Here is a 21345-nt window from a genome sequence, read left to right on the forward strand (position 1 = left end):
CCAGCGTGTAAGGATCGGGCCCATCTTACGGCTTCCAGCCCGTCGGGTGCACCGCCGACCCAGTGAAAAAGATGCACGATAGTACCAATTAGAGTATATGCTCTATTCACTCGTCAGCCCCGGAGCCGCCATGACCTCGCCTGCCGTACTTCCCCCTGTACAATCCGACCTCGACCTGCAAGCGACGTTCGACGCTCAGCGACAGGCGTTCGCCGGCAACCCGATGCCCCCGGCCACGCAACGCCGGCAGTGGTTGAAAAGCCTGCGCGAGGCACTGCTGGCGGACCAGGAGCGCCTGATTACAGCTATCGATGCCGACTTCAGTGGCCGCAGCCGTGACGAAACCCTGCTCGCCGAACTGATGCCGTCGGTCATGGGCCTGCGCGACGCGGAGAAACAGCTGAGCCGCTGGATGCGTCCATCGCGGCGCAAGGTCGGCCTGGCCTTCCAACCCGCCAGCGCCCGGGTGCAATACCAGCCACTGGGCGTGGTGGGCATCATCGTGCCGTGGAACTACCCACTGTTTCTCGCCATCGGCCCGCTGACCGGCGCCCTGGCCGCCGGCAACCGGGTGATGCTCAAACTCAGCGAGTCGACCCCGGCCAGTGGCCAGGCCCTGAAGAACCTGCTAGCGCGCGTATTCCCCAATGATCTGGTGAGCGTCGCGCTGGGCGAGGTGGAAGTCGGCCAGGCTTTTGCCCGCCTGCCCTTCGACCACCTGCTGTTCACCGGCGCCACCAGCGTCGGCCGCCATGTGATGCTGGCCGCCGCGCAAAACCTCACGCCAGTGACCCTTGAGCTGGGCGGCAAGTCGCCGGCTATCGTCTCGGCCGACGTGCCGTTGGACACCGCCGCCGAACGCATCGCCTTCGGCAAGACCCTCAACGCCGGCCAGACCTGCGTCGCCCCCGATTACGTGCTGGTGCCCCGCGAGCGCCTGGGCGCCTTCGCCGACGCCTACCAGCGCGCTGTGCGCCGCCTCTATCCGCGCCTGACCGGCAACCCCGACTACAGCGCGATCATCAACGAGCGCCAGCTTGGCCGCCTGAACCGGTTGCTGGACGATGCCCGCGAGCAGGGAGCCCAGGTGCTCGACCTCTATCCCGACGAGCCGCGCCAGGGTCGCCGACTGCCCCCTCACCTGCTGCTGGACGTAAACGACAGCATGCAGGTGATGCAGGACGAGATTTTCGGCCCCCTGCTACCCGTGGTGCCCTACGAGCGCCTGGACGACGCCCTGGCCTACATCAACCAGCGGCCTCGCCCCCTGGCGCTCTACTACTTCGGCTATGACCGTGGCGAGCAGGCCCGGGTACTGCGCGACACCCACTCCGGCGGTGTCTGCCTCAACGACACCCTGCTGCATGTGGCCCAGGATGACCTGCCATTTGGCGGCATCGGCCCGTCCGGTATGGGCCACTACCACGGTCACGAAGGTTTCCTGACCTTCAGCAAGGCCAAGGCCGTGCTGGCCAAGCAACGCATCAATGCCGCCAAGGTGATCTACCCGCCCTATGGCAAGGCCTTGCAACGACTGGTCTACAAGCTGTTCATCCGCTGATGCAGCGCCGCGACCTGCTGCGCTTCGGCCTGGGCGCCAGCCTGTTTCTGGGGGCGACCAGCATGATCGGCTGCAGCCAGCAGAGGCCGTCGGCTGGTTACCAGGCGCTGCGCGACGACGACTTGCCGCTGTTGCAGGCACTGATTCCCGTCGTGCTGGCCGGTACCCAGGCGTCCACGGCGTCTGTGCTGCAAAGCCTCGACCACAAGCTGGCGGCGCTGTCGCCCGCCATGCTCAAGCTGACCCGGCAATTGTTCGACGTGCTCACCCTGTCCCTCACTCGCGGACCACTGACCGGGGTCTGGGGCGGCTGGGCCGATACCACCGGTGCCGAGGTTGAACGCTTCCTCGAACGCTGGCGCGACAGCTCGTTGAACCTGCTGCGCCAGGGTCACGCCTCGTTGCTGCAACTGCTGCTGATGGCCTGGTACGAACGCCCCGAAGCCTGGGCAGCGTGCGGCTACCCCGGCCCACCAAAGATCTGAACACCAGACAAGAGCACCGCCGAATGCCCGTCCCCGACCCATTCCGCCAAGGCCTCCAACGAGGCTGGATCACCCACGACGGCTCGCGCCTGGAACAGGACCTGACCCTCGCCGTCGACGTCGCCGTCATCGGCAGCGGCGCAGGCGGTGCCACCACCGCCGAACGGCTCAGCGCCGCCGGCTTGAAGGTGCTGCTGATCGAAGAGGGGCCGCTGAAAACCAGCAGTGACTTCCACCTGCTCGAGCACGAGGCCTACGCCGACCTCTACCAGGAGGGCCTGGGTCGTCTGAGCAAAGACGGCGCCATTACCATTTTGCAGGGCCGGGCGGTGGGCGGCACCACCCTGGTCAACTGGACATCGAGCTTTCGCACACCGCCACAGACCCTGGAACACTGGGCCCGCGAGCATGGAGTCAAGGGCCTGGACAACGACACCCTGAAGCCGTGGTTCGAGCGCATGGAGCAGCACCTGGGCATCAGCCCGTGGGCGATGCCGCCCAATGCCAACAACGACGTGTTGCGCCGCGGCTGCGAGGCGCTTGGTCACCGCTGGGCGGTGATTCCGCGCAACGTGCGCGGCTGCTGGAACCTGGGGTACTGCGGCATGGGCTGCCCGGTCAACGCCAAGCAGTCGATGCTGGTCACCAGCATCCCGGCCACCCTGGAGCACGGCGGTGAACTGCTCTACCTGGCCCGTGCCGAGCGGTTCAGTCATGACGGCCAGCGCATCGACCACTTGCAATGCCAGGCCCTGGACGCCCGGGGTATTCGGCCCACGGGCCGCCAGGTTCGCGTACGCGCCCGCCACTATGTGCTCGCCGGCGGCGGTATCAACAGCCCGGCACTGCTACTGCGCTCAGACGCGCCTGACCCGCACCAGCGCCTGGGCAAGCGAACCTTCCTGCATCTGGTCAACTTCAGCGCCGCACAGTTCGAAGCGAGGATCGACCCGTACTACGGGGCGCCGCAATCGATCTACAGCGACCAGTTCCAGTGGCAGGACGGTGTCACCGGCCCGGTAGGCTACAAACTCGAAGTGCCACCGCTGCACCCGGCCCTGGCCAGCACCCTGCTGGGCGGCCATGGCCAGGACAATGCCCAGCGCATGGCCGAACTGCCCCACACCCATGTGATGCTGGCGCTGCTGCGCGACGGCTTCCACCCCGACAGCCCCGGCGGCCAGGTGGAGCTGCGCGGCGATGGCTCGCCTGTGCTGGACTACCCCGTCACCGACTACCTGCGCGACGGCCTGCGCCGGGCCTGGCACAGCATGGCGCAGATCCAGTTCGCCGCCGGTGCTCGCCATGTGATGCCAGTGCATGGCGATGCGCGCTATGTCAGCGACCCGGCACAAGCCCAGGCGCTGATCGACGGCCTGCCCCTGGAACTGCTGCGCATGCGCCTAGGCAGCGCCCACGTCATGGGCGGCTGCGCCCTGGGCGAGGATCCGCGCCAGGCCGTGTGCGACAGCCTGGGCCGGCATCACCAGCTGGAAAACCTGTCGATCCACGACGGTTCGCTGTTCCCCACCAGCATTGGCGCCAACCCGCAGCTGTCGGTGTACGCCCTGACGGCCCTGCTCAGCGATGCGCTGATCGGCCGCCTGGCACGTGGCGCATGACAGCCAATAGCCACGCTGTCTATAGTGCCATCAGCCAGCCTCACGACTTGGCCGGGCGCAATCGCTGCGCTACCATCCGACTCCCCAACGCACTCCAGCCAGGATGACGCGATGAACCGAGTGTTGTACCCGGGTACTTTCGACCCCATTACCAAAGGCCATGGAGACCTGGTCGAGCGCGCCTCGCGCCTGTTCGACCATGTGATCATCGCCGTGGCGGCCAGCCCGAAGAAAAACCCCCTGTTCCCCCTGGAACAGCGGGTCGAACTGGCCCGCGAGGTCACCAAGCACCTGCCCAATGTCGAAGTCATCGGCTTCTCCTCCCTGCTGGCGCATTTCGCCAAGGAAAAAGGCGCCAACGTATTCCTGCGCGGCCTGCGTGCCGTTTCCGACTTCGAATACGAGTTCCAGCTGGCCAACATGAACCGCCAGCTCGCGCCGGACGTCGAGAGCCTGTTCCTCACGCCGTCGGAGCGCTATTCGTTCATTTCCTCGACGCTGGTTCGGGAAATTGCCGCGTTGGGCGGTGATATCAGCAAGTTCGTGCACCCGGCCGTGGCCGATGCGCTGACCGAGCGCTTCCGCAAGTAACCCTCGCGGTCACGACGTCGCGCCCGCGTGCACTGCGGGCGCGAATCCGGCACAATTGCGCCCATCGCTTTGAAACATGCCCGGGCCCGATGCCCAGGCCGGAGTCCCCATGTCCCTGATCATCACCGACGATTGCATCAACTGCGACGTCTGCGAACCCGAGTGCCCGAACGCCGCCATCTCGCAAGGCGAAGAGATCTACGTGATCGACCCAAACCTGTGCACCCAGTGCGTGGGCCACTACGACGAGCCACAGTGCCAGCAGGTTTGCCCGGTAGACTGCATCCCCCTGGATGAAGCCCACCCGGAAACCGAAGACGAGCTGATGGCCAAGTACCGCCGGATCACCGGCAAGGCCTGATGCCGTTCGTCGCGGCGTTACAGCGCGCAGCCCTCGGCGCCTGCCTGGCCCTGCTGGCCTGCGCTGCCCAGGCGCAAGGCCCGGGGCGTGCAGCCATCGCCAGCCCGCACAGCGAAGCGACCTCGGCGGCGCGACAAATCCTGCAACAAGGCGGCAACGCCTTCGACGCCGCCGTGGCCGTCAGCGCCACGCTGGCCGTGGTCGAGCCCTATGGCTCGGGCCTGGGTGGCGGTGGTTTCTTCCTCCTGCGCGAGAGCGGCGTCACGCCCCGATATACCTTCCTCGATGCGCGCGAACGCGCCCCGGCCGCGGCCAGGGCGGACATGTACCTCAAGGACGGCAAGGTGCAGCCCGGCCTGTCGATCAACGGGCCGCTGGCCGCCGCGATCCCCGGCCTGCCCCAGGCCCTGGCTGACCTCGCCAGCACACATGGCAAGCTATCGCTCAAGGACAGCCTGGCCCCGGCCATCCGCCTGGCCAACCAGGGCTTCGCCGTCGACCGTATCTATCGCGATCGCGCCACCATGCGCCTGAGCGCCCTGCGCGATGATGCCGAAAGCGCACGGCTGTTCCTCAGTGACCACGACGTGCCGGCCCTGGGCACGCTGATCCGCCAACCCGAACTGGCCGCCACCCTGCAAGCCATGGCCGAGCAGGGCCGCGACGGTTTCTACCGTGGCCCGATGGCCCGCCGCCTGGTCGAAGGCGTGCGCCAGGCCGGCGGTATCTGGACCCTCGACGACCTCGCTGGCTACCGTACGGCTTGGCGTGAACCGCTGCGTTATCCACTGGCCGACCAGCGTGAACTGATCAGCAGCCCGCCGCCTTCGGCCGGCGGCGTGGCCCTGGCACAAAGCCTGGCCATGCTGCAGCGCCTGCCCTGGCAGAGCGCCGAGCCCGTGCAACGCAGCCACTATGTGATCGAAGTGCTGCGCCGCGCCTACCGCGACCGCGGCCTGCTCGGCGACCCGGACTATGTGAGCAACCCGATCAACCGGCTACTGGCGCGCCAGTACCTGACTGGGCTGGCCGACAGTATCGATGTGCACCAGGCCACCCCCAGCACCGCGCTGCCGCCCTCACCGGCCTGGCGAGAAGGCGACCACACCACTCATTTCGCGGTGATCGATGGTGACGGCAACGCCGTGTCCGCCACGCTGTCGGTAAACCTGCCGTTTGGCGCGGCGTTCAGCGTGCCTGGGACCGGTGTGGTGCTGAACAACGAGATGGACGATTTCGCCGCCGACCCAGCCGGCAGCAACAGCTATGGCCTGGCCGGCAGCCAGGCCAATGCGGTGGCGGCGGGCAAGCGTCCCCTGTCGAGCATGAGCCCGACCTTCATCGAAAGCCCCAGCCAGCTTGCCACTTTCGGCACGCCGGGCGGCAGCCGCATACCCAGCATGGTGCTACTGTCGGTGCTGGGGTTCCTGGAGGGCCGGCCGGTGGCCGAGTGGCCAGCGACACCGCGTTATCACCATCAGTACCTGCCGGATGTGGTGGAGCATGAGCCGGGGACGTTCAGTGCGCGGCAGAAGGCCGAGCTTGAAGGGCGTGGGTATCGGTTGAAGGATGTCGGGCGTCAGTACGGCAATCAGCAGGTGCTTTATTGGGACAAGGCGGGCGGGACTGTGGAGGCGGCCAGTGATCCCAGGGGTGTAGGGCAGGCAGCGGTAGTCGACTGATCTGACCCTATCGCGGGGCAAGCCCGCGACTGCGACTGGCTTGGCTCGCTTTGGTGGGAGCGGGCCTGCCCCGCGATCAGGCCTGCGGCATCAACGCTGGCATTTCGGACAGAACACACTCGCCCGCTGGCCCAGCTTCACTTCGCGCAGTTCGGTGCCGCACAGTTTGCACGGCTGCCCACGACGCCCATACACGAACAACTCCTGCTGGAAGTAGCCCGGCTGGCCATCGCCACCGATGAAGTCACGCAAGGTGGTCCCGCCCTGTTCGATGGCCGCCGCCAATACTCGCTTGATCTCGATCGCCAGCTTCAGATAGCGCGCCCGTGAAATCCCGCCTGCTTCGCGGCGCGGGTCGATCCCGGCGGCGAACAAGGCCTCGGTGGCGTAGATGTTGCCCACGCCGACCACCACCGCGTTGTCCATGATGAACGGCTTGACCGCCATCGAGCGCCCCCGGGACAGCTGGAACAGGCGCTCACCGTCGAACAGGTCGGTCAGCGGCTCAGGTCCCAGGCGAATCAGCAGCTCATGGTTGAGTGGATCGAGGCTCCACAGCATCGCCCCGAAGCGGCGCGGGTCGGTGTAGCGCAGCATCAGCCCCGACTCGAGCTCGATGTCCACATGCTCGTGCCTGGCCGCCGGCAAGCCCACCTCGACCAGGCGCAGGTTGCCCGACATGCCCAGGTGGCTGATCAGGGTACCGACCTCGGCGTTGATCAGCAGGTACTTGGCACGGCGCTCGACACTGACGATGCGCTGCCCCGACAGGCGCACGTCCAGGTCTTCCGGGATCGGCCAGCGCAGGCGCCGGTCACGCACCACCACGCGGCTGACCCGCTGGCCTTGCAAATGAGGCGCGATGCCGCGCCGCGTGGTCTCGACCTCTGGCAGCTCCGGCATGGTTCAGTGCCCGCCCATTTCGCGGATGTTCTGCTTGAGCTGCTCGAAGTCGTATTCGGTCAGGCCGATGTAGTCCAGCACCAGCGGCCCCACCATGTTCCACTCGTGATCGACGCTCTGGTTGCCCAGCACACGGTACGAAGCGCAGATGTGCTCGGACATCTTCAGTACCGCCAGCAGGTTCTTCAGCTGGGTCTGGGTGTTGCGCGAGGATTCGTCGCGGAACACCGCCAGGGCGTTGTGGTGGTTGGCGATGGCCGCGCTGATGTGCTCGGGCAGACGCCAGGACTTGGCAGTGAAGTAGCCGACTACCGAATGGTTGGTGTTGAACACGCGGTTCTCGGTGTCCACCACGCGGACCTCGTCATTGGCCTTGGCGTAGGATTCCTCCAGCACTTCCATGTAGTTGGGGAAGCGCTTGTGCATCAGCGGCACGCCGCAATCGTGGAACAGGCCCAGGGTGTAGGCCTCGTCCACCGCCTGGATACCGGTGCGCTTGGCCAGGGTCAGGCAGGTCATGGCCACGTCCTGGGCGGTATCCCAGAATGGGTTGAGGGTGACGATGGTCTCGTCGCTCATCTCGCCCCTGATCGATTGCGCGTTGATCAGGTTGATGATCGAACGGCTGCCCAGCAGGTTTACCGCGCGCTGGATCGAGCCGATCTTGTTCGCCAGGCCGAACTGCGCCGAGTTGACCAGCTTGAGCAGGGCGCCGGACAGGCCTGGGTCCTGCGCGATCAGCTTGGCGATGGTCTCCAGATCCGGGTCGGGCATGTACTGCTCGAACTGCAGGTCGACCATGATCTGCGGCTGTGGCGGGATGGTGATGCCCTGCAGGGCTTGCTGGATCTGTTCGGCGGTGAGTTCCTGGGACATTCGTGCATTCTCGCTGGGGACGGGGGATTCTAACCCTGTACGCCGGCAGGGTGACTACCAGTGAATCGTTGGATCCAAGAATTTCTTTAGCCGTGGGCATGGACCACTTGGTCGCACCCACCAGCGAACCTGGGGCCAACACGGTATACTCCCGCTCTTTTTTCCCGGAGCGACGTCATGTCCCTGCCCAGCCTTCGCCTCAAAGCCAATGCCGACCGCCGCCTGCGCGCCGGCCACCTGTGGGTCTACAGCAATGAAGTCGATGTTGCCGCGACCCCGCTGCAAGGCCTGAAGGCCGGCCAGCAGGCCATTCTCGAAGCTGCCAACGGCAAGCCGCTGGGGGTTGTGGCCATGAGCCCGAACAACCTGATCTGCGCCCGCCTGCTGTCGCGCGATGCCAAGCTGCCGCTGGACAAGTCGCTGCTGGTACACCGCCTGAACGTGGCCCTGTCGCTGCGCGAGCGCCTGTTCGACAAGCCGTGCTACCGCCTGGTGTATGGCGACTCCGACCTGCTCCCAGGCCTGGTGGTCGACCGCTTCTTCGACATCCTCGTGGTCCAGTTGGCGTCGGCCACCATGGAAGCACACAAGGACGAGGTGATCGCCGCGCTAGTGCAGGTGCTCAAGCCTAGCGGCATCCTGTTCAAGAACGATTCCGCCGCCCGCGACGCCGAAGGCCTGGAGCGTTATGTCGAGACCGTCTACGGCGAAGTGCCGGACTGGGTCGCGCTTGAAGAGAACGGCGTCAAGTTCGAAGCCCCGGTGCGCGAAGGCCAGAAGACCGGCTGGTTCTACGACCACCGCATGAACCGCGCCCGCCTGGCCCCCTACGTCAAGGGCAAGCGCGTGCTCGACCTGTTCAGCTACATCGGTGGCTGGGGCGTGCAGGCCGGCGCGTTCGGCGCCAGCGAGGTGTTCTGCGTGGACGCCTCGGGCTTCGCCCTGGATGGCGTCGAGCGCAATGCCGCGCTCAACGGCATCGGCGAGAAGCTGACCTGCATCGAAGGCGATGTGTTCGAAGCACTGCGCGAGCTGAAAGCCGCCGAAGAGCGCTTCGACGTGATCATCGCCGACCCACCCGCCTTCATCAAACGCAAGAAAGACCTGAAGAACGGCGAGGCTGCCTACCGCCGCCTCAACGAACAGGCCATGCGCATGCTCACCAAGGACGGCATCCTGGTCAGCGCCTCGTGCTCGATGCACCTGCCCGAGGACGACCTGCACAACATCCTGCTGACCAGCGCCCGCCACCTGGACCGCAACCTGCAACTGCTCGAGCGCGGCGGCCAGGGCCCGGACCACCCGGTGCACCCGGCCATCGCCGAGACCCGCTACATCAAGAGCATCACCTGCCGCTTGCTGCCCAACAGCTAAGCTTCACCGGCTTCCTCAGGTTTCGCGCTACGCGGCACCTGTGGAAGCCGGCTTGCCGAGGCTCGACCCGGTCCAGGCGTCATGACGGCACCGCCAGCCGTCGATCCTCCCTGGGACAGCGCTCGAACCGTGCCCGATAACAGCGGGTGAAGTACGACGCCGATTCGAACCCACATGCGACACCCACCTCCAGCACACTCATGTCGGTCTGGCGCAGCAGCTGCCTGGCCTTGTCCAACCTCAGGCGCAGATAGAAGCCACTGGGCGTGTCGTCCAGGTGCAGGCGAAACAGCCGCTCCAGCTGCCGCCGGGTCACCTGCACGCCATCGGCCAGCACCTGGGTATTGAGTGGCAGCTCGGTATTGCGCTCCATCTCGCCGATCACCTTCACCAGCTTCTTGTTGCGCAACCCATAGCGCGTTGCGATTTGCATGCGCTGGTGGTCCTGGCGCGGGCGGATGCGCCCGAGCACGAACTGCTCGGACACCTGCACCGCCAGTTCGCTGCCGTGGGCCTGGGCGATCAGGTCGAGCATCAGGTCGATGGAGGCCGTACCGCCGGCGCAGGTGATGCGTCGGCGGTCGATCTCGAACAGCTCCTGGGTTGCCTGCAGCCGTGGGTAACGCTCCTTGAACGCCTCCAGTGCCTCCCAATGCAGGGTGGCGCGGTGGCCATCGAGCAGGCCGGCCTCGGCCAGTAGCATCGCGCCGGTGTCGATCCCGCCCAGCACCACGCCCTCATGATCGAGACGACGCAGCACGTGCTGCAGCTTCAACCCATAGCACGCCAACGGCTCGAAACCCGCCACCAGCAGCAACAGGCGCCCGTGTTCACCCTCCCCCAGCGCACCGTCGGCATTCACCGACATGCCATTGCTGGCCTGCACCGCACCACCGTCCAGGCTCAGCACACGCCAACGGTACAGCGGGCCACGAAAACGGTTAGCCACGCGCAGCGGCTCGATGGCGCTGATGAAGCCCATGGCGGAGAAGCCTGGCAGCAACAGGAAGTCTATGGTTTGCGGCATCGCGTGCTCCGCGGCAAAGGTGGTCGCCTCCGTGCAAGTGTTGGTCGCCAGGGTGCGATTTTCCACCCTGCTGCCAGCGTAGCGTGTTCTCACGGCCCGCAGAGGCCGGATCCGATAACAATACGCACTGCCGATGGAGAGCCACCATGCATCGCTTTATCCGCCGCAGCCTGTTGTCCCTCGCGCTCAGCACTACCGTAGCCACGCCGCTTTTCGCCGCCGAACCCGCCGCCTGCAAGGATGTGCGCCTGGGCGTGGTCAACTGGACCGATGTGATCGCCACCAGCGCCATGGCCCAGGTGCTCCTCGACGGCCTGGGCTACCAGACCAAGCAGACCAGTGCCTCGCAGCAGATCATCTTCGCCGGAATCCGCGACAAGCGCCTGGACATGTTCCTCGGGTACTGGAACCCGATCATGACCCAGACCATCACCCCGTTCGTCCAGGCCGGCCAGGTGAAGGTGCTCGACAAGCCCAGCCTGGAAGATGCCCGCGCCACCCTCGCTGTGCCGAAATACCTGGCCGACAAGGGCCTGAAGACGTTTGCCGACATCCACAAGTTCCACAAGGAGCTGGGCGGCAAGCTCTACGGCATCGAGCCCGGTTCCGGCGCCAATACCCAGATCAAGGCGATGATCAGCAAGAACCAGTTCGACCTCGCCAAGTTCCAGTTGGTCGAGTCCAGCGAGGCCGGCATGCTCGCCGCCGTCGACCGCGCCGTGCGGCGCAAGGAGGCGGTGGTGTTCTTCGGCTGGGCGCCGCACCCGATGAACGTGAACATCGACATGGTCTACCTGGGCGACAGCCAGGACGCCCTCGGCCCGGACGAGGGCCGCGCCACGGTGTGGACGGTGACCGCGCCGGACTATGCCCAGCGCTGCCCCAACGCCCATCGCCTGCTGACCAACCTCAGCTTCAGCGCCGAGGACGAGAGCCGGATGATGCAGCCGCTGCTCGATCACAAGGACGCGCTGGAATCCGCGCGCCAGTGGCTCAAGGACCACCCCCAGGACAAGGCCCGCTGGCTTGACGGGGTGACCACTTTCGACGGCAAGCCAGCCGCGGAAAACCTCAAGTTCACTGCCAACTGACACGGCCTCATCGCAGGCAAGCCTGCTCCCACGGGACGTCCACACGACCAGGGTTCATCGGCAACCCTGTGGGAGCCGGCTTGCCGCCGATAGGGCCAGCAAAGACACCCCAAGGAACTGATCAATGAACCACGACGTCATCATCACCTGCGCCCTTACCGGTGCCGGCGACACAGTCGCCAAGAGCCACCTGGTCCCGGTCACGCCGAAACAGATCGCCGAGTCCGCCGTCGAAGCCGCCAAGGCCGGCGCCACGGTGGTCCACTGCCACGTCCGCGACCCGCAGACCGGCCGCTTCAGCCGCGATGTCAACCTCTACCGCGAGGTGATGGAACGCATTCGCGAGGCCGACGTGGACATCATCGTCAACCTCACCGCAGGCATGGGCGGCGACCTGGAGATCGGCCCAGGCGAATTGCCCATGGAATTCGGCCCGGGCACCGACCTGATCGGCCCGCTGGAGCGCCTGGCCCATGTCGAAGCGCTGCTGCCGGAGATCTGCACCCTGGACTGCGGCACCCTCAACTTCGGCGATGGCAACGCCATCTATGTCTCCACTCCGGCGCAGCTGCGTGCCGGCGCCAAGCGCATCACCGAGCTGGGCGTGAAGGCCGAGCTGGAGATCTTCGACACCGGTCACCTGTGGTTCGCCAAACAGATGATCAAGGAAGGCCTGCTGCAAGACCCGCTGTTCCAGCTGTGCCTGGGCATCCCGTGGGGCGCCCCGGCCGACACCACCACCATGAAGGCCATGGTCGACAATCTGCCTGCCAACGTCACCTGGGCCGGTTTCGGCATCGGCCGCATGCAGATGCCGATGGCTGCCCAGGCGGTCCTGCTTGGCGGCAACGTGCGGGTCGGGCTGGAAGACAACCTGTACCTGGACCGTGGCGTGCTGGCCAGCAACGGCCAGCTGGTCGAGCGGGCCGCCGAGATCATCACCCGCATGGGTGGCCGTGTGCTTACCCCGGCCGAAGGCCGGGAAAAGATGAACCTCAAGCGTCGCTAATATCCCCGCAGGAGCCAAATATGCCTTTCATCACCGACATCAAGACTTTCGCCGCACTGGGTAGCGGCGTGATCGGCAGCGGCTGGGTCGCCCGTGCCCTGGCCCATGGCCTCGACGTGGTCGCCTGGGACCCAGCGCCCGGTGCCGAGGCCGCGCTGCGCAAGCGCATCGCCAACGCCTGGCCGGCGCTGCAAAAACAAGGCTTGGCACCCGGCGCATCGCAGGATCGCCTGAGGTTCGTGACCACTATCGAGGAATGCGTGCGCGACGCCGATTTCATTCAGGAGAGCGCCCCCGAACGCCTGGACCTCAAGCTCGACCTGCATGGCAAGATCAGCGCCGCCGCCAAGCCGGATGCAATCATTGGTAGCAGCACCTCGGGGCTGCTGCCCAGCGAGTTCTACGAGTCAGCGACCCACCCCGAACGCTGCGTGGTGGGGCACCCGTTCAACCCGGTCTACCTGCTGCCACTGGTGGAAATCGTCGGCGGTCGCAAGACCAGCCCTGAAGCCGTCGAAGCTGCGAAAAGCATCTACACCAGCCTGGGCATGCGCCCGCTGCATGTGCGCAAGGAGGTCCCCGGTTTTATCGCTGATCGACTGCTCGAAGCGCTATGGCGCGAAGCCCTGCACCTGGTCAACGACGGTGTCGCCAGCACCGGCGAGATCGACGACGCGATTCGCTTTGGCGCTGGGCTGCGCTGGTCGTTCATGGGTACGTTCCTCACCTACACACTGGCTGGTGGTGATGCCGGCATGCGCCATTTCATGGCCCAGTTCGGCCCGGCATTGAAGCTACCCTGGACCTACCTGCCAGCGCCGGAACTGACGGACAAGCTGATTGACGACGTGGTTGAAGGCACCTCGGAGCAATTGGGCGAACGCAGCATCGCCGCGCTGGAGCGTTATCGTGACGACACCCTGCTGGCTGTTCTGGAGGCGGTGAAGAACAGCAAGGCCAGCCATGGCATGGCCTTCGGCGACTAGGAGAAACGACGATGCCCGCACTGATTACTTATCGCACTGCGGTACTGCCGGACTGGGTCGACTACAACGGCCACCTGCGCGATGCCTATTACCTGCTGATCTTCAGCTATGCCACCGATGCGTTGATGGAGCGTATCGGCCTGGACGCTGATGCACGGGGCCAGAGCGGACATTCGCTGTACACCCTGGAGGCACACATTAACTACCTGCATGAGGTGAAACTGGATACCGAGGTATGGGTGCAGACGCGGATCATCGGCTTCGACAGGAAGCGCCTGCACCTGTACCACAGCCTGCACCGGCAGGGGTCTGACGAGGCGTTGGCGGCCAGTGAGCAGATGTTGCTGCATGTGGATCTGGCGGGGCCGAAGTCGGCGCCGTTTGATGATGACTGCAAGGACAAACTGGAAAAATTGGTAGCAACTCAGAATTCCGACCTTCCCCCTGACTTTATCGGCCGGTCCATCTCACTTGCCCCACGTTGAACACCCGCTCGCAGAAAGGCCCTCCCTTACTGGCGAGGGCCATGTCACATATGTAGGTCACTGTAAATAGTCGACTGAGCACAGAGCCCCAACGACTTTGATACCTTATAAGCAATCAGACTCACCCGCGGCTTTACCGGTTCGCCAGCATAAAGCCCTGTCGAATAAATAATGGTCATGCAGACACGCCCAATCCTCATAAGTAATTTCATCACAGCATTTTCCTGCAGCGCTGAAAATTTTACTACGCCCTGCCTATTGGGCCTTGGAAATAAGCCATCAAGGATAAAAATCTTCAACAGCCGCCCGCCGCTCATTCAGTCGACGCACCACGTCATGGCGCTCTGCCGTGCCTAATGGTATACCCTGCCACTGTTTGAGCGGACTCGAGTAGTAGTTGAGCCTCGTGCAGCCCCGGCAGTCTTCATAATCCGTCATTATGGTTCTGGCATTGCCGCCAGGGAGTAGATAGCCGTGCTGATAGGGCGGGTCAAAAAAATCTGGGTCGCCTGGTTCCCAGTAATGCTCACCGCCGATGTTGTGACCCAGAACATGCCCCATGTCCAGGTAATCACCCAATACGTTCCAGGTGCTGAATCCAGTCTCTTTACGACTCGCGAAGTAATACCTGCCGAACACCGTTGGGTCGACAATGGCGGTGAGCACCAGATCGGCGCGCAAGCTATCACGAGCTGCCTGCATCTGAGTGTACACATCGCTGCCACTCATACGGATCAGGTTCAAGACCGCATTGGGTGTCCGGCCTTTTTCGCTGGCGATACTTTCAACATACCCGGCAAAATCATACTTTACTTCAACACCACTGCCCTGCAACTGGCGATTTGCAAAAATCAGATGATCTTCCATGATATCTGACAGGCTGGGATAGTCTGCGGGCCTGCGGGAAAAACCCGCACGGGCTTCGACAGTACTCATCATCATTACCCGGACAGTACTGACTGCCGTCGATCGCGCGCTCTGCTGCCGTACAAAAGGATGGGCGGAGGGGCTCGGATCAGGGTCTTCTACTCGAATACAAGTCTGGGCCTGCACGGATTTCGAAGCGTCCACTCTTATCAATACCTGCTGCCCTGCCCCCACATAATCGAGCCGGTAAAGTTGTCCGTCTACACGTATCTCTCCAAATACTTTATCGCCATAGCGAACCAGCGACACCCAGCTTGATGGATCGACGTCCACCTCCGCAGATGACGAGAAGCGTTGTTTACGATCAGACGGCCTGTCGCCATACCAATAGGACTTGCCCGGTTTGTCATCACCGAACCAGCGAAGCTGATAGTGCACCTGCTTTTCACCCGGCAGTAGCACCGAAATCATTCGAGTTCCATGCACGACAATTTCCGGGAAAACGGTCACCAAACGAATCTCCTGATTCGCAGGGTCATCAAGCAAGTCGTTTAGATAAGCTCCAAGGTTTATTTTACGCTGCATTTCAAGCCAGCCTTGGTGGTCCATTGTGGGCCCAAGCTCGAAAAGCGCTGGCGCCGCACGCGCCGTCGGCGCTGATGTCTGCTGGGTCAAGGAACAAGCTGAAAGAAGGGAAATAGCTAACGCCATTGTTAACATCATTCTTAATAGCGAGGCCATGCCGCTGCTCCTGTTCGAATGACCTCATTAGAGATGAAGGCAGGGCGGCCGACAACTAGCAGAATTTATAGGTCGCCCAAAAAACAACCCCGGAAAGCCGTGAGCATCCGGGGCCAAGAGCGAGCAACATCCACTGTGCATGCAGTGAGGGTGACCAAACCCTCGGTGCCGTGAATGACTTCAGTGTGCGGCCTTCCTTCTTCGGCGATTTAGCCGTAAACGACCTGTTCTTAGCCAAAGCGGCCATCGCGACAATCCGCCCTTGCCACGCTGGTGCGTCGGACACAGAATCGATGGCAAACAACAGCAGCGAAGGACATTAGTCATGATGCATGCGGACTTGATCGACCAGGATGACCTACTGGGTCAACTGCGCTCGCGGGGTTTCGACATTCCGGCCGGCGCCAGCGCCGAGCAGGCCTGCGAGGTGGTGATACGCGGGCTGACCGAGCCCAATGTGCGGGCACTGAAGGGCATGGTCGAGCAGTTGTACACCGGCAGCGCGACCATTCTCCCGGCAGTGCGTCAGGCTATCGACAAGCAGTTGCTGCCGGCGTTGGCGCAGTTCAACAAGCGCGCCTGAAGCTTTGACTGGCCATCGTAATTGAATGGACTCGCCCCACCGCGACATCACAGTACCACGGTGGCGTTCCAAGACCGCCAGCGGCAGCGAGGTCGAGACCCTGTGCAAGCCGAGCAATGCTCAATCGGCCGGTTCCCGACAAATAAGCGTTATTGCAACAGGTCAACACTGTACAACTTGGTTGCTAATACATCACCTTTACTCGTTACTTTTGCCCTAGGCACGGCCTTGCTATTCAGGTCCGGAATAGAAAGTGTATATACGCCATAGTTGTGTCGATCGCCCTCATAGCACCGGTTGGCCTCGTCCTTCACTGCTCGAAAACAGGCCTTTGCATTTTTCGGAAGGCCGATTATTTTTGCAGAGTGGGCACGCTCACCGCTTTCTCCACAGGCTGAAACGGAGGCGCCGCGCCCGACTTCAATCGTACATAGTTTATCTCCTTGCATATTCTGGAAAGGATAGAAATCAACGAACATTGCCCCATGCTCATAGGTAAATTCGACTTCCGAGTAGGGAGAAGGCTGATACTGATAAAAAGCCATAGATCTTTCGTCCTGTTGAATGAGTTTGAGAAGACCGTGATCACCATAACCGCCATCAGTCAGGTCAAACATCACGCAAAACAGGCTTTCTCCAGTAGGTTTTTTTCCACACACGCGCCCGAAACTATAGGCCCGATTATCAGTGCCGGCAAAGAGCTCCAGCCACTCAGCAGGTTTGCCAGACCATGTGCAAGGTTTCGCTTCATCGAACCCCCAGTGTTTGACTTTGCAAAGTTCCTTCTGATCACCGTCAAACAGTCTAAATTGCATGATGAAGTCATACTCGCCTTCGACACCGGGCTGTGCGCCCCACAAAGCGGATGACGCCATGCACAAGATAGCCCCAACCATCGCCATGATTTTATTGGACTTCATAGTCACCTCTCTTCACTCTGCGCTCGACAAAGCAAAGCGCAATCTGACTTACCCAGACTAATTGATCGGTCCAAAGAGCCTCAGCGCATTCTCGAACACATGCTTGGCTGGCTGAAAGGCAGCCCCCTGAACGTGAAATGCTTCGACAGAATCGCGAAAAGCTACGCCGACATGGTCTCACTGGCATGTACCATGCAGTGTTTGCAATATCTCTCTCGTACAGAGCCTAGTACTTCACCTTCTGCAGTTTACCTCTGACATCCCCTCTCGTCTCAAGCTCCACCTGCCCGCCACGGGCGGGCCCGCCCAGCTCCGGCACCTCAAATTCCGATCTAGCAGTACTGTAGCAAGCGCTATCAGAACTAGTCGCCCCTTGAAAACATACCTTTCCACTTACAGGTTTTTCGGAGATCTGTAGGCGAAGATCCGTCTTTGAAAAATCTGCCCCAGGGCACATCGCCCTGACATCAACCTCGCCTCCTTCGTCAACCGCGAATTTACAAATAGGCGAACTACTTACCCGCGGATATATACTTACCGTGACGGCTCTTAAAGCCGTGTAAGTCACATAAGCGACCTTGTCATACAAAGCCGTATTATACGACGAGACCCTATAAGGCGAGAGACCAACTAAGTTTTGTGGACGCAGCACAATAATCTCCCTGCTCTTGAATTCCTGACCATTGCGCGAACCTGTTATGCACAGTGCGTTCTCATTTGATTCAGTTGTCAAACAGAGTGTCATAGTGCTATTGGGAAGCTGTGTAAGCATCAATGATCGAATCTCTTTATTTTTTGCGACATCACACATCTCTATTTTATAAGCCGGCTGCGCATTAACAGTACATCTTTCACCTTGCAGGTAGTCAGCCCTAAATGCTGTCACCGCTATTGTGCTGTACGTTCTTTTTTCGGCTAACGGCTCCGATGCAGCCGTCGCTTCTATCATGAAGTTACCCACTGCAAGAATTGAGGCAATGCAAAAACATCTTCCTTTCATCTTTCTTCACCTCGCTCAAACACAATACAAAAAATTCAAATTACCGGATTAGAAGAGTTACTCGGACACTCGCTCCCAGGCATTATTCGCCCACAGATCAATATCAACAACTAGTAGAAATATCAGGTGTAACTCAAAAAAAAGCCTGGTCGCAATGAGCGACCAGGCTGAAGAGTAATCAGCTACGCTATTGAAAGCGCTTGGTTGCAGCTATCCCGCATCGAAAACGCGGGGTTCAGAGCCTCACACTGGCAAAGGTCGACTCATTGCGCGCCTGGCTCAGCGCCGCCATCGGCCCGCTATGGGGCGACAGCGCCATGGCCTGCGGGATCGGCATCATCGCCACTTGCTGAGTTGTGTTCGAACCCACCCGCTCGTCACGCGGTGGAATGCCGAAATACTCGCGGTAGCACTTGGAGAAGTGCGGCGTGGAGACGAACCCGCACACCGAAGCCACCTCGATGATCGACATCGGCGTCTGCTTGAGCAACTGCCGGGCGCGGATCAGCCGCAGCTTGAGGTAGTAGCGCGACGGCGAGCAGTGCAGGTACTTCTGGAACAGGCGCTCGAGCTGGCGCCGCGACACCGCCACATAGACCGCCAGCTCGTCGAGGTCGATCGGCTCCTCGAGGTTGGCTTCCATCAGCGCGACGATTTCCTGCAACTTCGGCTGGTTGGTGCCGAGCATGTGCTTGAGCGGCACGCGCTGGTGGTCCTGCTCGTTGCGGATGCGCTCGTAGACGAACATCTCGGAGATCGCCGCCGACAGCTCGCGGCCGTGATCGCGGCTGATCAGGTGCAGCATCATGTCCAGCGGCGCGGTGCCGCCGGAGCTGGTGAAGCGGTTGCGGTCGAGGGTGAACAGGCGGGTGCTCATGTTCACCCGCGGGTAGGCCTCCTGCATCGCCGCCAGGCATTCCCAGTGCACGCTGCAATCGAAGCCGTCGAGCAGGCCGGCGCAGGCCAGCGCCCAGCTGCCGGTACACACCGCGCCAAGGCGACGCGACTGCCGGGCCTGGGCTTGCAGCCAGGTGACGTGCTCACGGGTGACGGTGCGCTGGATGCCGACGCCACCGCAGACGATCACGGTGTCTATCGGCGGGGCACTGTGCATGGCCGCGTCGGGGGTAATCTGCAGGCCGTCGCTGGCCCACACCTGGCCACCGTCGACGGTCAGGGTGTGCCAGCGGTACAGCTCGCGACCGGACAGCTGGTTGGCCATGCGTAGCGGTTCGACCGCCGACGCCAGGGAAATGAGGGTGAAGTTGTCCAGCAGGAGAAAGCCGATGGACTGGGGTGCTGTGCGGTTCTGGGTTGGGGTCCCGGAGGTGTACGACGTCATCGCGATTTCTCCTCACACAATGCAGGGTGTGCCTCAGGCGAGCACTGTTCTTGTAATGGCCCCGTTTCGTATGCAGGGGCTTTGCCAATCTCAACGCAAATGGCATGCCTGAATTTGAACGCCCATCCAATAAAACCCAAAAGCGACGTCGGCACGCGCCTTCCAGCGGCCTGGGCAATCAGCCTTGCGTCAAACGCAAACAGGCGAGCCAGCGCCTCTGCGCGTCACCCCTGAGCAAATCGGTAGCACTTGTGGGAAGCTTGCCCAGATGCGACAGACTTAAGTGTCACCGACAACGGTCCTGCTGGTAACGACAGGCGACGGCCGGTAGATGACAACCAATGCGCCAGAATGTGGCGCATTGGTCACGCACGGGCCAGAACGGCGCATCAGCATTCGATGACGCTGACCGCCAGGCCTCCGCGGGAGGTTTCCTTGTACTTGTCGTGCATGTCGGCGCCGGTGTCGCGCATGGTGCGGATCACCTGGTCCAACGAGATGAAATGTTCGCCATCACCGCGCAGGGCCATCTGCACGGCATTGATCGCCTTTACCGCAGCGATTGCGTTGCGCTCGATGCACGGGACCTGCACCAGGCCACCGACCGGGTCGCAGGTCAGGCCGAGGTTGTGTTCCAGGGCGATCTCGGCGGCGTTTTCCAACTGCGCCGGGGTGGCGCCGAGGACATCGGCCAAGCCTGCGGCGGCCATGGCGCAAGCCGAGCCGACCTCGCCCTGGCAACCAACCTCGGCGCCGGAGATCGAGGCGTTCTTCTTGCACAGGATGCCCACCGCCGCCGCGCCGAGGAAGAAGTCCACCACATTGGACTCGTCCACCGCGTCGGAGAAACGCATGTAGTAGTGCAACACCGCCGGGATGATCCCCGCCGCGCCGTTGGTGGGCGCAGTGACCATGCGCCCGCCGGCGGCGTTCTCTTCGTTGACCGCCAGGGCGAACAGGTTGACCCACTCCATGGCGCTCATGGTCGAGCCGATCACGTTGGGCTTGCCCAGCTCCTGCAGGCTGCGGTGCAGACGGGCGGCGCGGCGACGCACATTGAGCCCGCCGGGCAGGATGCCTTCATGCTTGAGGCCGTTGTTCACGCACTCCTGCATGGCTTGCCAGAGCTTGAGCAGGCCGGCGCGGATCTCGGCTTCGCTGCGCCAGACCTTTTCATTCTCCAGCATCAATTGCGACACGCGCAGGTCGTTTTGCCTGCACAGGCGCAGCAGTTCTGCGGCGCTGTCGAAGTCGTAGGGCAGCACGGTCTGGTCGGCGTCCAGCACGCCACTGGCGGCCTGGGCGGCATCGACCACGAAGCCTCCACCCACCGAGTAATAGGTGTCGCGGTGCAGCTCGCCCGCCCCGCCTTCGGCAATCAGCGTCATGGCATTGGGGTGGTACGGCAGGTTCTCGTCCAACAGCAGCATGTCGCGGGCCCAGACGAACTCGATGGGCAGGCGACTGTCGAGCTTGAGCACGTTGGTTTCGCGCAGGTCGGCGATGCGTGGGGTGATCTGGCTGGGATCGATGGCGTCCGGCCATTCGCCCATCAGGCCCATGATCGTGGCGTTGTCGGTGCCGTGGCCGACGCCGGTGGCCGACAGCGAGCCATACAGCCTCACTTCGATACGCCGCACCTGCTCCAGCTCGCCGCGCTCACGCAGCCCCTGGACGAACAGCGCACCGGCGCGCATGGGGCCGACGGTGTGCGAGCTGGAGGGCCCGACACCGATCTTGAACAGGTCGAACACGCTGATGGCCATTGTCGAATCACCTCTTGCTGGGCTTGTCTCTGCGCGCCAGGCGCAGGGCGGAGCAACTGCTAGGCTGAAACAG

Annotated in this window: 20 protein-coding genes; 12 read left to right on the forward strand and 8 right to left on the reverse strand. The window is 62.7% G+C overall.

Annotated elements, in window-relative coordinates:
• The first annotated feature begins 130 nt into the window (after positions 1 to 130).
• From KHO27_RS20550 to ggt, 6 genes are all read left to right on the forward strand, one after another.
• The gene (locus KHO27_RS20550; RefSeq protein ID WP_214500702.1) at positions 131 to 1561 is read left to right on the forward strand and encodes a coniferyl aldehyde dehydrogenase; all 1431 of its coding nucleotides are present in this window, start codon (positions 131 to 133) and stop codon (positions 1559 to 1561) included.
• Positions 1561 to 2046 (forward strand): twin-arginine translocation pathway signal protein, encoded by a 486-nt coding sequence (locus KHO27_RS20555; RefSeq protein WP_110697321.1) that lies wholly within the window; start codon positions 1561 to 1563, stop codon positions 2044 to 2046. Before KHO27_RS20550 ends, KHO27_RS20555 begins: the two co-directional genes overlap by 1 nt.
• 23 nt (positions 2047 to 2069) lie before the next feature.
• The gene (locus KHO27_RS20560; RefSeq protein ID WP_110697319.1) at positions 2070 to 3668 is read left to right on the forward strand and encodes a GMC family oxidoreductase; all 1599 of its coding nucleotides are present in this window, start codon (positions 2070 to 2072) and stop codon (positions 3666 to 3668) included.
• A 111-nt stretch (positions 3669 to 3779) separates the two neighbouring features.
• Positions 3780 to 4259 (forward strand): pantetheine-phosphate adenylyltransferase, encoded by a 480-nt coding sequence (gene coaD, locus KHO27_RS20565; RefSeq protein WP_023631729.1) that lies wholly within the window; start codon positions 3780 to 3782, stop codon positions 4257 to 4259.
• Between the two features lie 109 nt (positions 4260 to 4368).
• Positions 4369 to 4620 carry a YfhL family 4Fe-4S dicluster ferredoxin gene (locus KHO27_RS20570; RefSeq protein ID WP_011531711.1) on the forward strand — a complete coding sequence of 84 codons (252 nt, stop codon included), beginning with the start codon at positions 4369 to 4371 and terminating at the stop codon, positions 4618 to 4620.
• Positions 4620 to 6302 (forward strand): gamma-glutamyltransferase, encoded by a 1683-nt coding sequence (gene ggt / locus KHO27_RS20575; protein WP_178081998.1) that lies wholly within the window; start codon positions 4620 to 4622, stop codon positions 6300 to 6302. The genes KHO27_RS20570 and ggt overlap by 1 nt, the downstream gene beginning before the upstream one ends.
• 90 nt (positions 6303 to 6392) lie before the next feature.
• Here ggt and mutM read toward each other — a convergent pair whose 3' ends face one another.
• Positions 6393 to 7205 carry a bifunctional DNA-formamidopyrimidine glycosylase/DNA-(apurinic or apyrimidinic site) lyase gene (mutM, locus tag KHO27_RS20580; protein WP_110697317.1) on the reverse strand — a complete coding sequence of 271 codons (813 nt, stop codon included), beginning with the start codon at positions 7203 to 7205 and terminating at the stop codon, positions 6393 to 6395.
• A 3-nt stretch (positions 7206 to 7208) separates the two neighbouring features.
• Positions 7209 to 8027: an HDOD domain-containing protein gene (locus KHO27_RS20585; RefSeq protein WP_172670915.1), complete on the reverse strand. Its 819-nt coding sequence runs from the start codon at positions 8025 to 8027 to the stop codon at positions 7209 to 7211.
• A 231-nt stretch (positions 8028 to 8258) separates the two neighbouring features.
• Between KHO27_RS20585 and KHO27_RS20590 the strand changes: the two genes are divergently transcribed.
• The gene (locus KHO27_RS20590; RefSeq protein WP_046853814.1) at positions 8259 to 9455 is read left to right on the forward strand and encodes a class I SAM-dependent rRNA methyltransferase; all 1197 of its coding nucleotides are present in this window, start codon (positions 8259 to 8261) and stop codon (positions 9453 to 9455) included.
• A 79-nt stretch (positions 9456 to 9534) separates the two neighbouring features.
• Here KHO27_RS20590 and KHO27_RS20595 read toward each other — a convergent pair whose 3' ends face one another.
• Positions 9535 to 10482, reverse strand: coding sequence for a GlxA family transcriptional regulator (locus KHO27_RS20595; RefSeq protein ID WP_110697314.1), 948 nt, complete (start codon positions 10480 to 10482; stop codon positions 9535 to 9537).
• Positions 10483 to 10628: 146 nt separating this feature from the next.
• On the opposite strand from KHO27_RS20595, the gene choX reads away from it, so the two are divergent.
• The 4 genes from choX to KHO27_RS20615 all read left to right on the forward strand — a co-directional run bounded on the left by choX (position 10629) and on the right by KHO27_RS20615 (position 14053).
• The gene (choX, locus tag KHO27_RS20600) at positions 10629 to 11573 is read left to right on the forward strand and encodes a choline ABC transporter substrate-binding protein (protein WP_214500703.1); all 945 of its coding nucleotides are present in this window, start codon (positions 10629 to 10631) and stop codon (positions 11571 to 11573) included.
• Positions 11574 to 11697: 124 nt separating this feature from the next.
• Complete coding sequence (cdhC, locus tag KHO27_RS20605; protein WP_110697310.1) at positions 11698 to 12582, forward strand: 3-dehydrocarnitine:acetyl-CoA trimethylamine transferase CdhC; 885 nt, start codon at positions 11698 to 11700, stop codon at positions 12580 to 12582.
• A gap of 20 nt (positions 12583 to 12602) precedes the next feature.
• Positions 12603 to 13568 (forward strand): L-carnitine dehydrogenase, encoded by a 966-nt coding sequence (locus tag KHO27_RS20610; RefSeq protein ID WP_110697308.1) that lies wholly within the window; start codon positions 12603 to 12605, stop codon positions 13566 to 13568.
• An 11-nt stretch (positions 13569 to 13579) separates the two neighbouring features.
• Positions 13580 to 14053, forward strand: coding sequence for a thioesterase family protein (locus KHO27_RS20615; RefSeq protein ID WP_110697306.1), 474 nt, complete (start codon positions 13580 to 13582; stop codon positions 14051 to 14053).
• Between the two features lie 279 nt (positions 14054 to 14332).
• Here the strand turns inward: KHO27_RS20615 and KHO27_RS20620 are convergent, their stop codons facing one another.
• Positions 14333 to 15661: a hypothetical protein gene (locus KHO27_RS20620; RefSeq protein ID WP_110697304.1), complete on the reverse strand. Its 1329-nt coding sequence runs from the start codon at positions 15659 to 15661 to the stop codon at positions 14333 to 14335.
• A gap of 325 nt (positions 15662 to 15986) precedes the next feature.
• On the opposite strand from KHO27_RS20620, the gene KHO27_RS20625 reads away from it, so the two are divergent.
• The gene (locus tag KHO27_RS20625; protein WP_110697302.1) at positions 15987 to 16244 is read left to right on the forward strand and encodes a hypothetical protein; all 258 of its coding nucleotides are present in this window, start codon (positions 15987 to 15989) and stop codon (positions 16242 to 16244) included.
• Positions 16245 to 16393: 149 nt separating this feature from the next.
• Here the strand turns inward: KHO27_RS20625 and KHO27_RS20630 are convergent, their stop codons facing one another.
• From KHO27_RS20630 to KHO27_RS20645, 4 genes are all read right to left on the reverse strand, one after another.
• Positions 16394 to 17164, reverse strand: a complete 771-nt coding sequence (locus KHO27_RS20630; protein ID WP_214500704.1) for a hypothetical protein — start codon at positions 17162 to 17164, stop codon at positions 16394 to 16396.
• A 226-nt stretch (positions 17165 to 17390) separates the two neighbouring features.
• Positions 17391 to 18164 (reverse strand): hypothetical protein, encoded by a 774-nt coding sequence (locus tag KHO27_RS20635; protein ID WP_214500705.1) that lies wholly within the window; start codon positions 18162 to 18164, stop codon positions 17391 to 17393.
• 235 nt (positions 18165 to 18399) lie between these two features.
• Positions 18400 to 19506 carry a choline metabolism transcriptional regulator GbdR gene (gbdR, locus tag KHO27_RS20640; RefSeq protein ID WP_028688457.1) on the reverse strand — a complete coding sequence of 369 codons (1107 nt, stop codon included), beginning with the start codon at positions 19504 to 19506 and terminating at the stop codon, positions 18400 to 18402.
• 389 nt (positions 19507 to 19895) lie between these two features.
• Positions 19896 to 21272: an L-serine ammonia-lyase gene (locus KHO27_RS20645; protein WP_110697298.1), complete on the reverse strand. Its 1377-nt coding sequence runs from the start codon at positions 21270 to 21272 to the stop codon at positions 19896 to 19898.
• Between the last annotated feature and the right edge of the window lie 73 nt (positions 21273 to 21345).

This window comes from Pseudomonas sp. RC3H12, from assembly GCF_018596375.1.
Taxonomy (GTDB): Bacteria; Pseudomonadota; Gammaproteobacteria; order Pseudomonadales; family Pseudomonadaceae; genus Aquipseudomonas.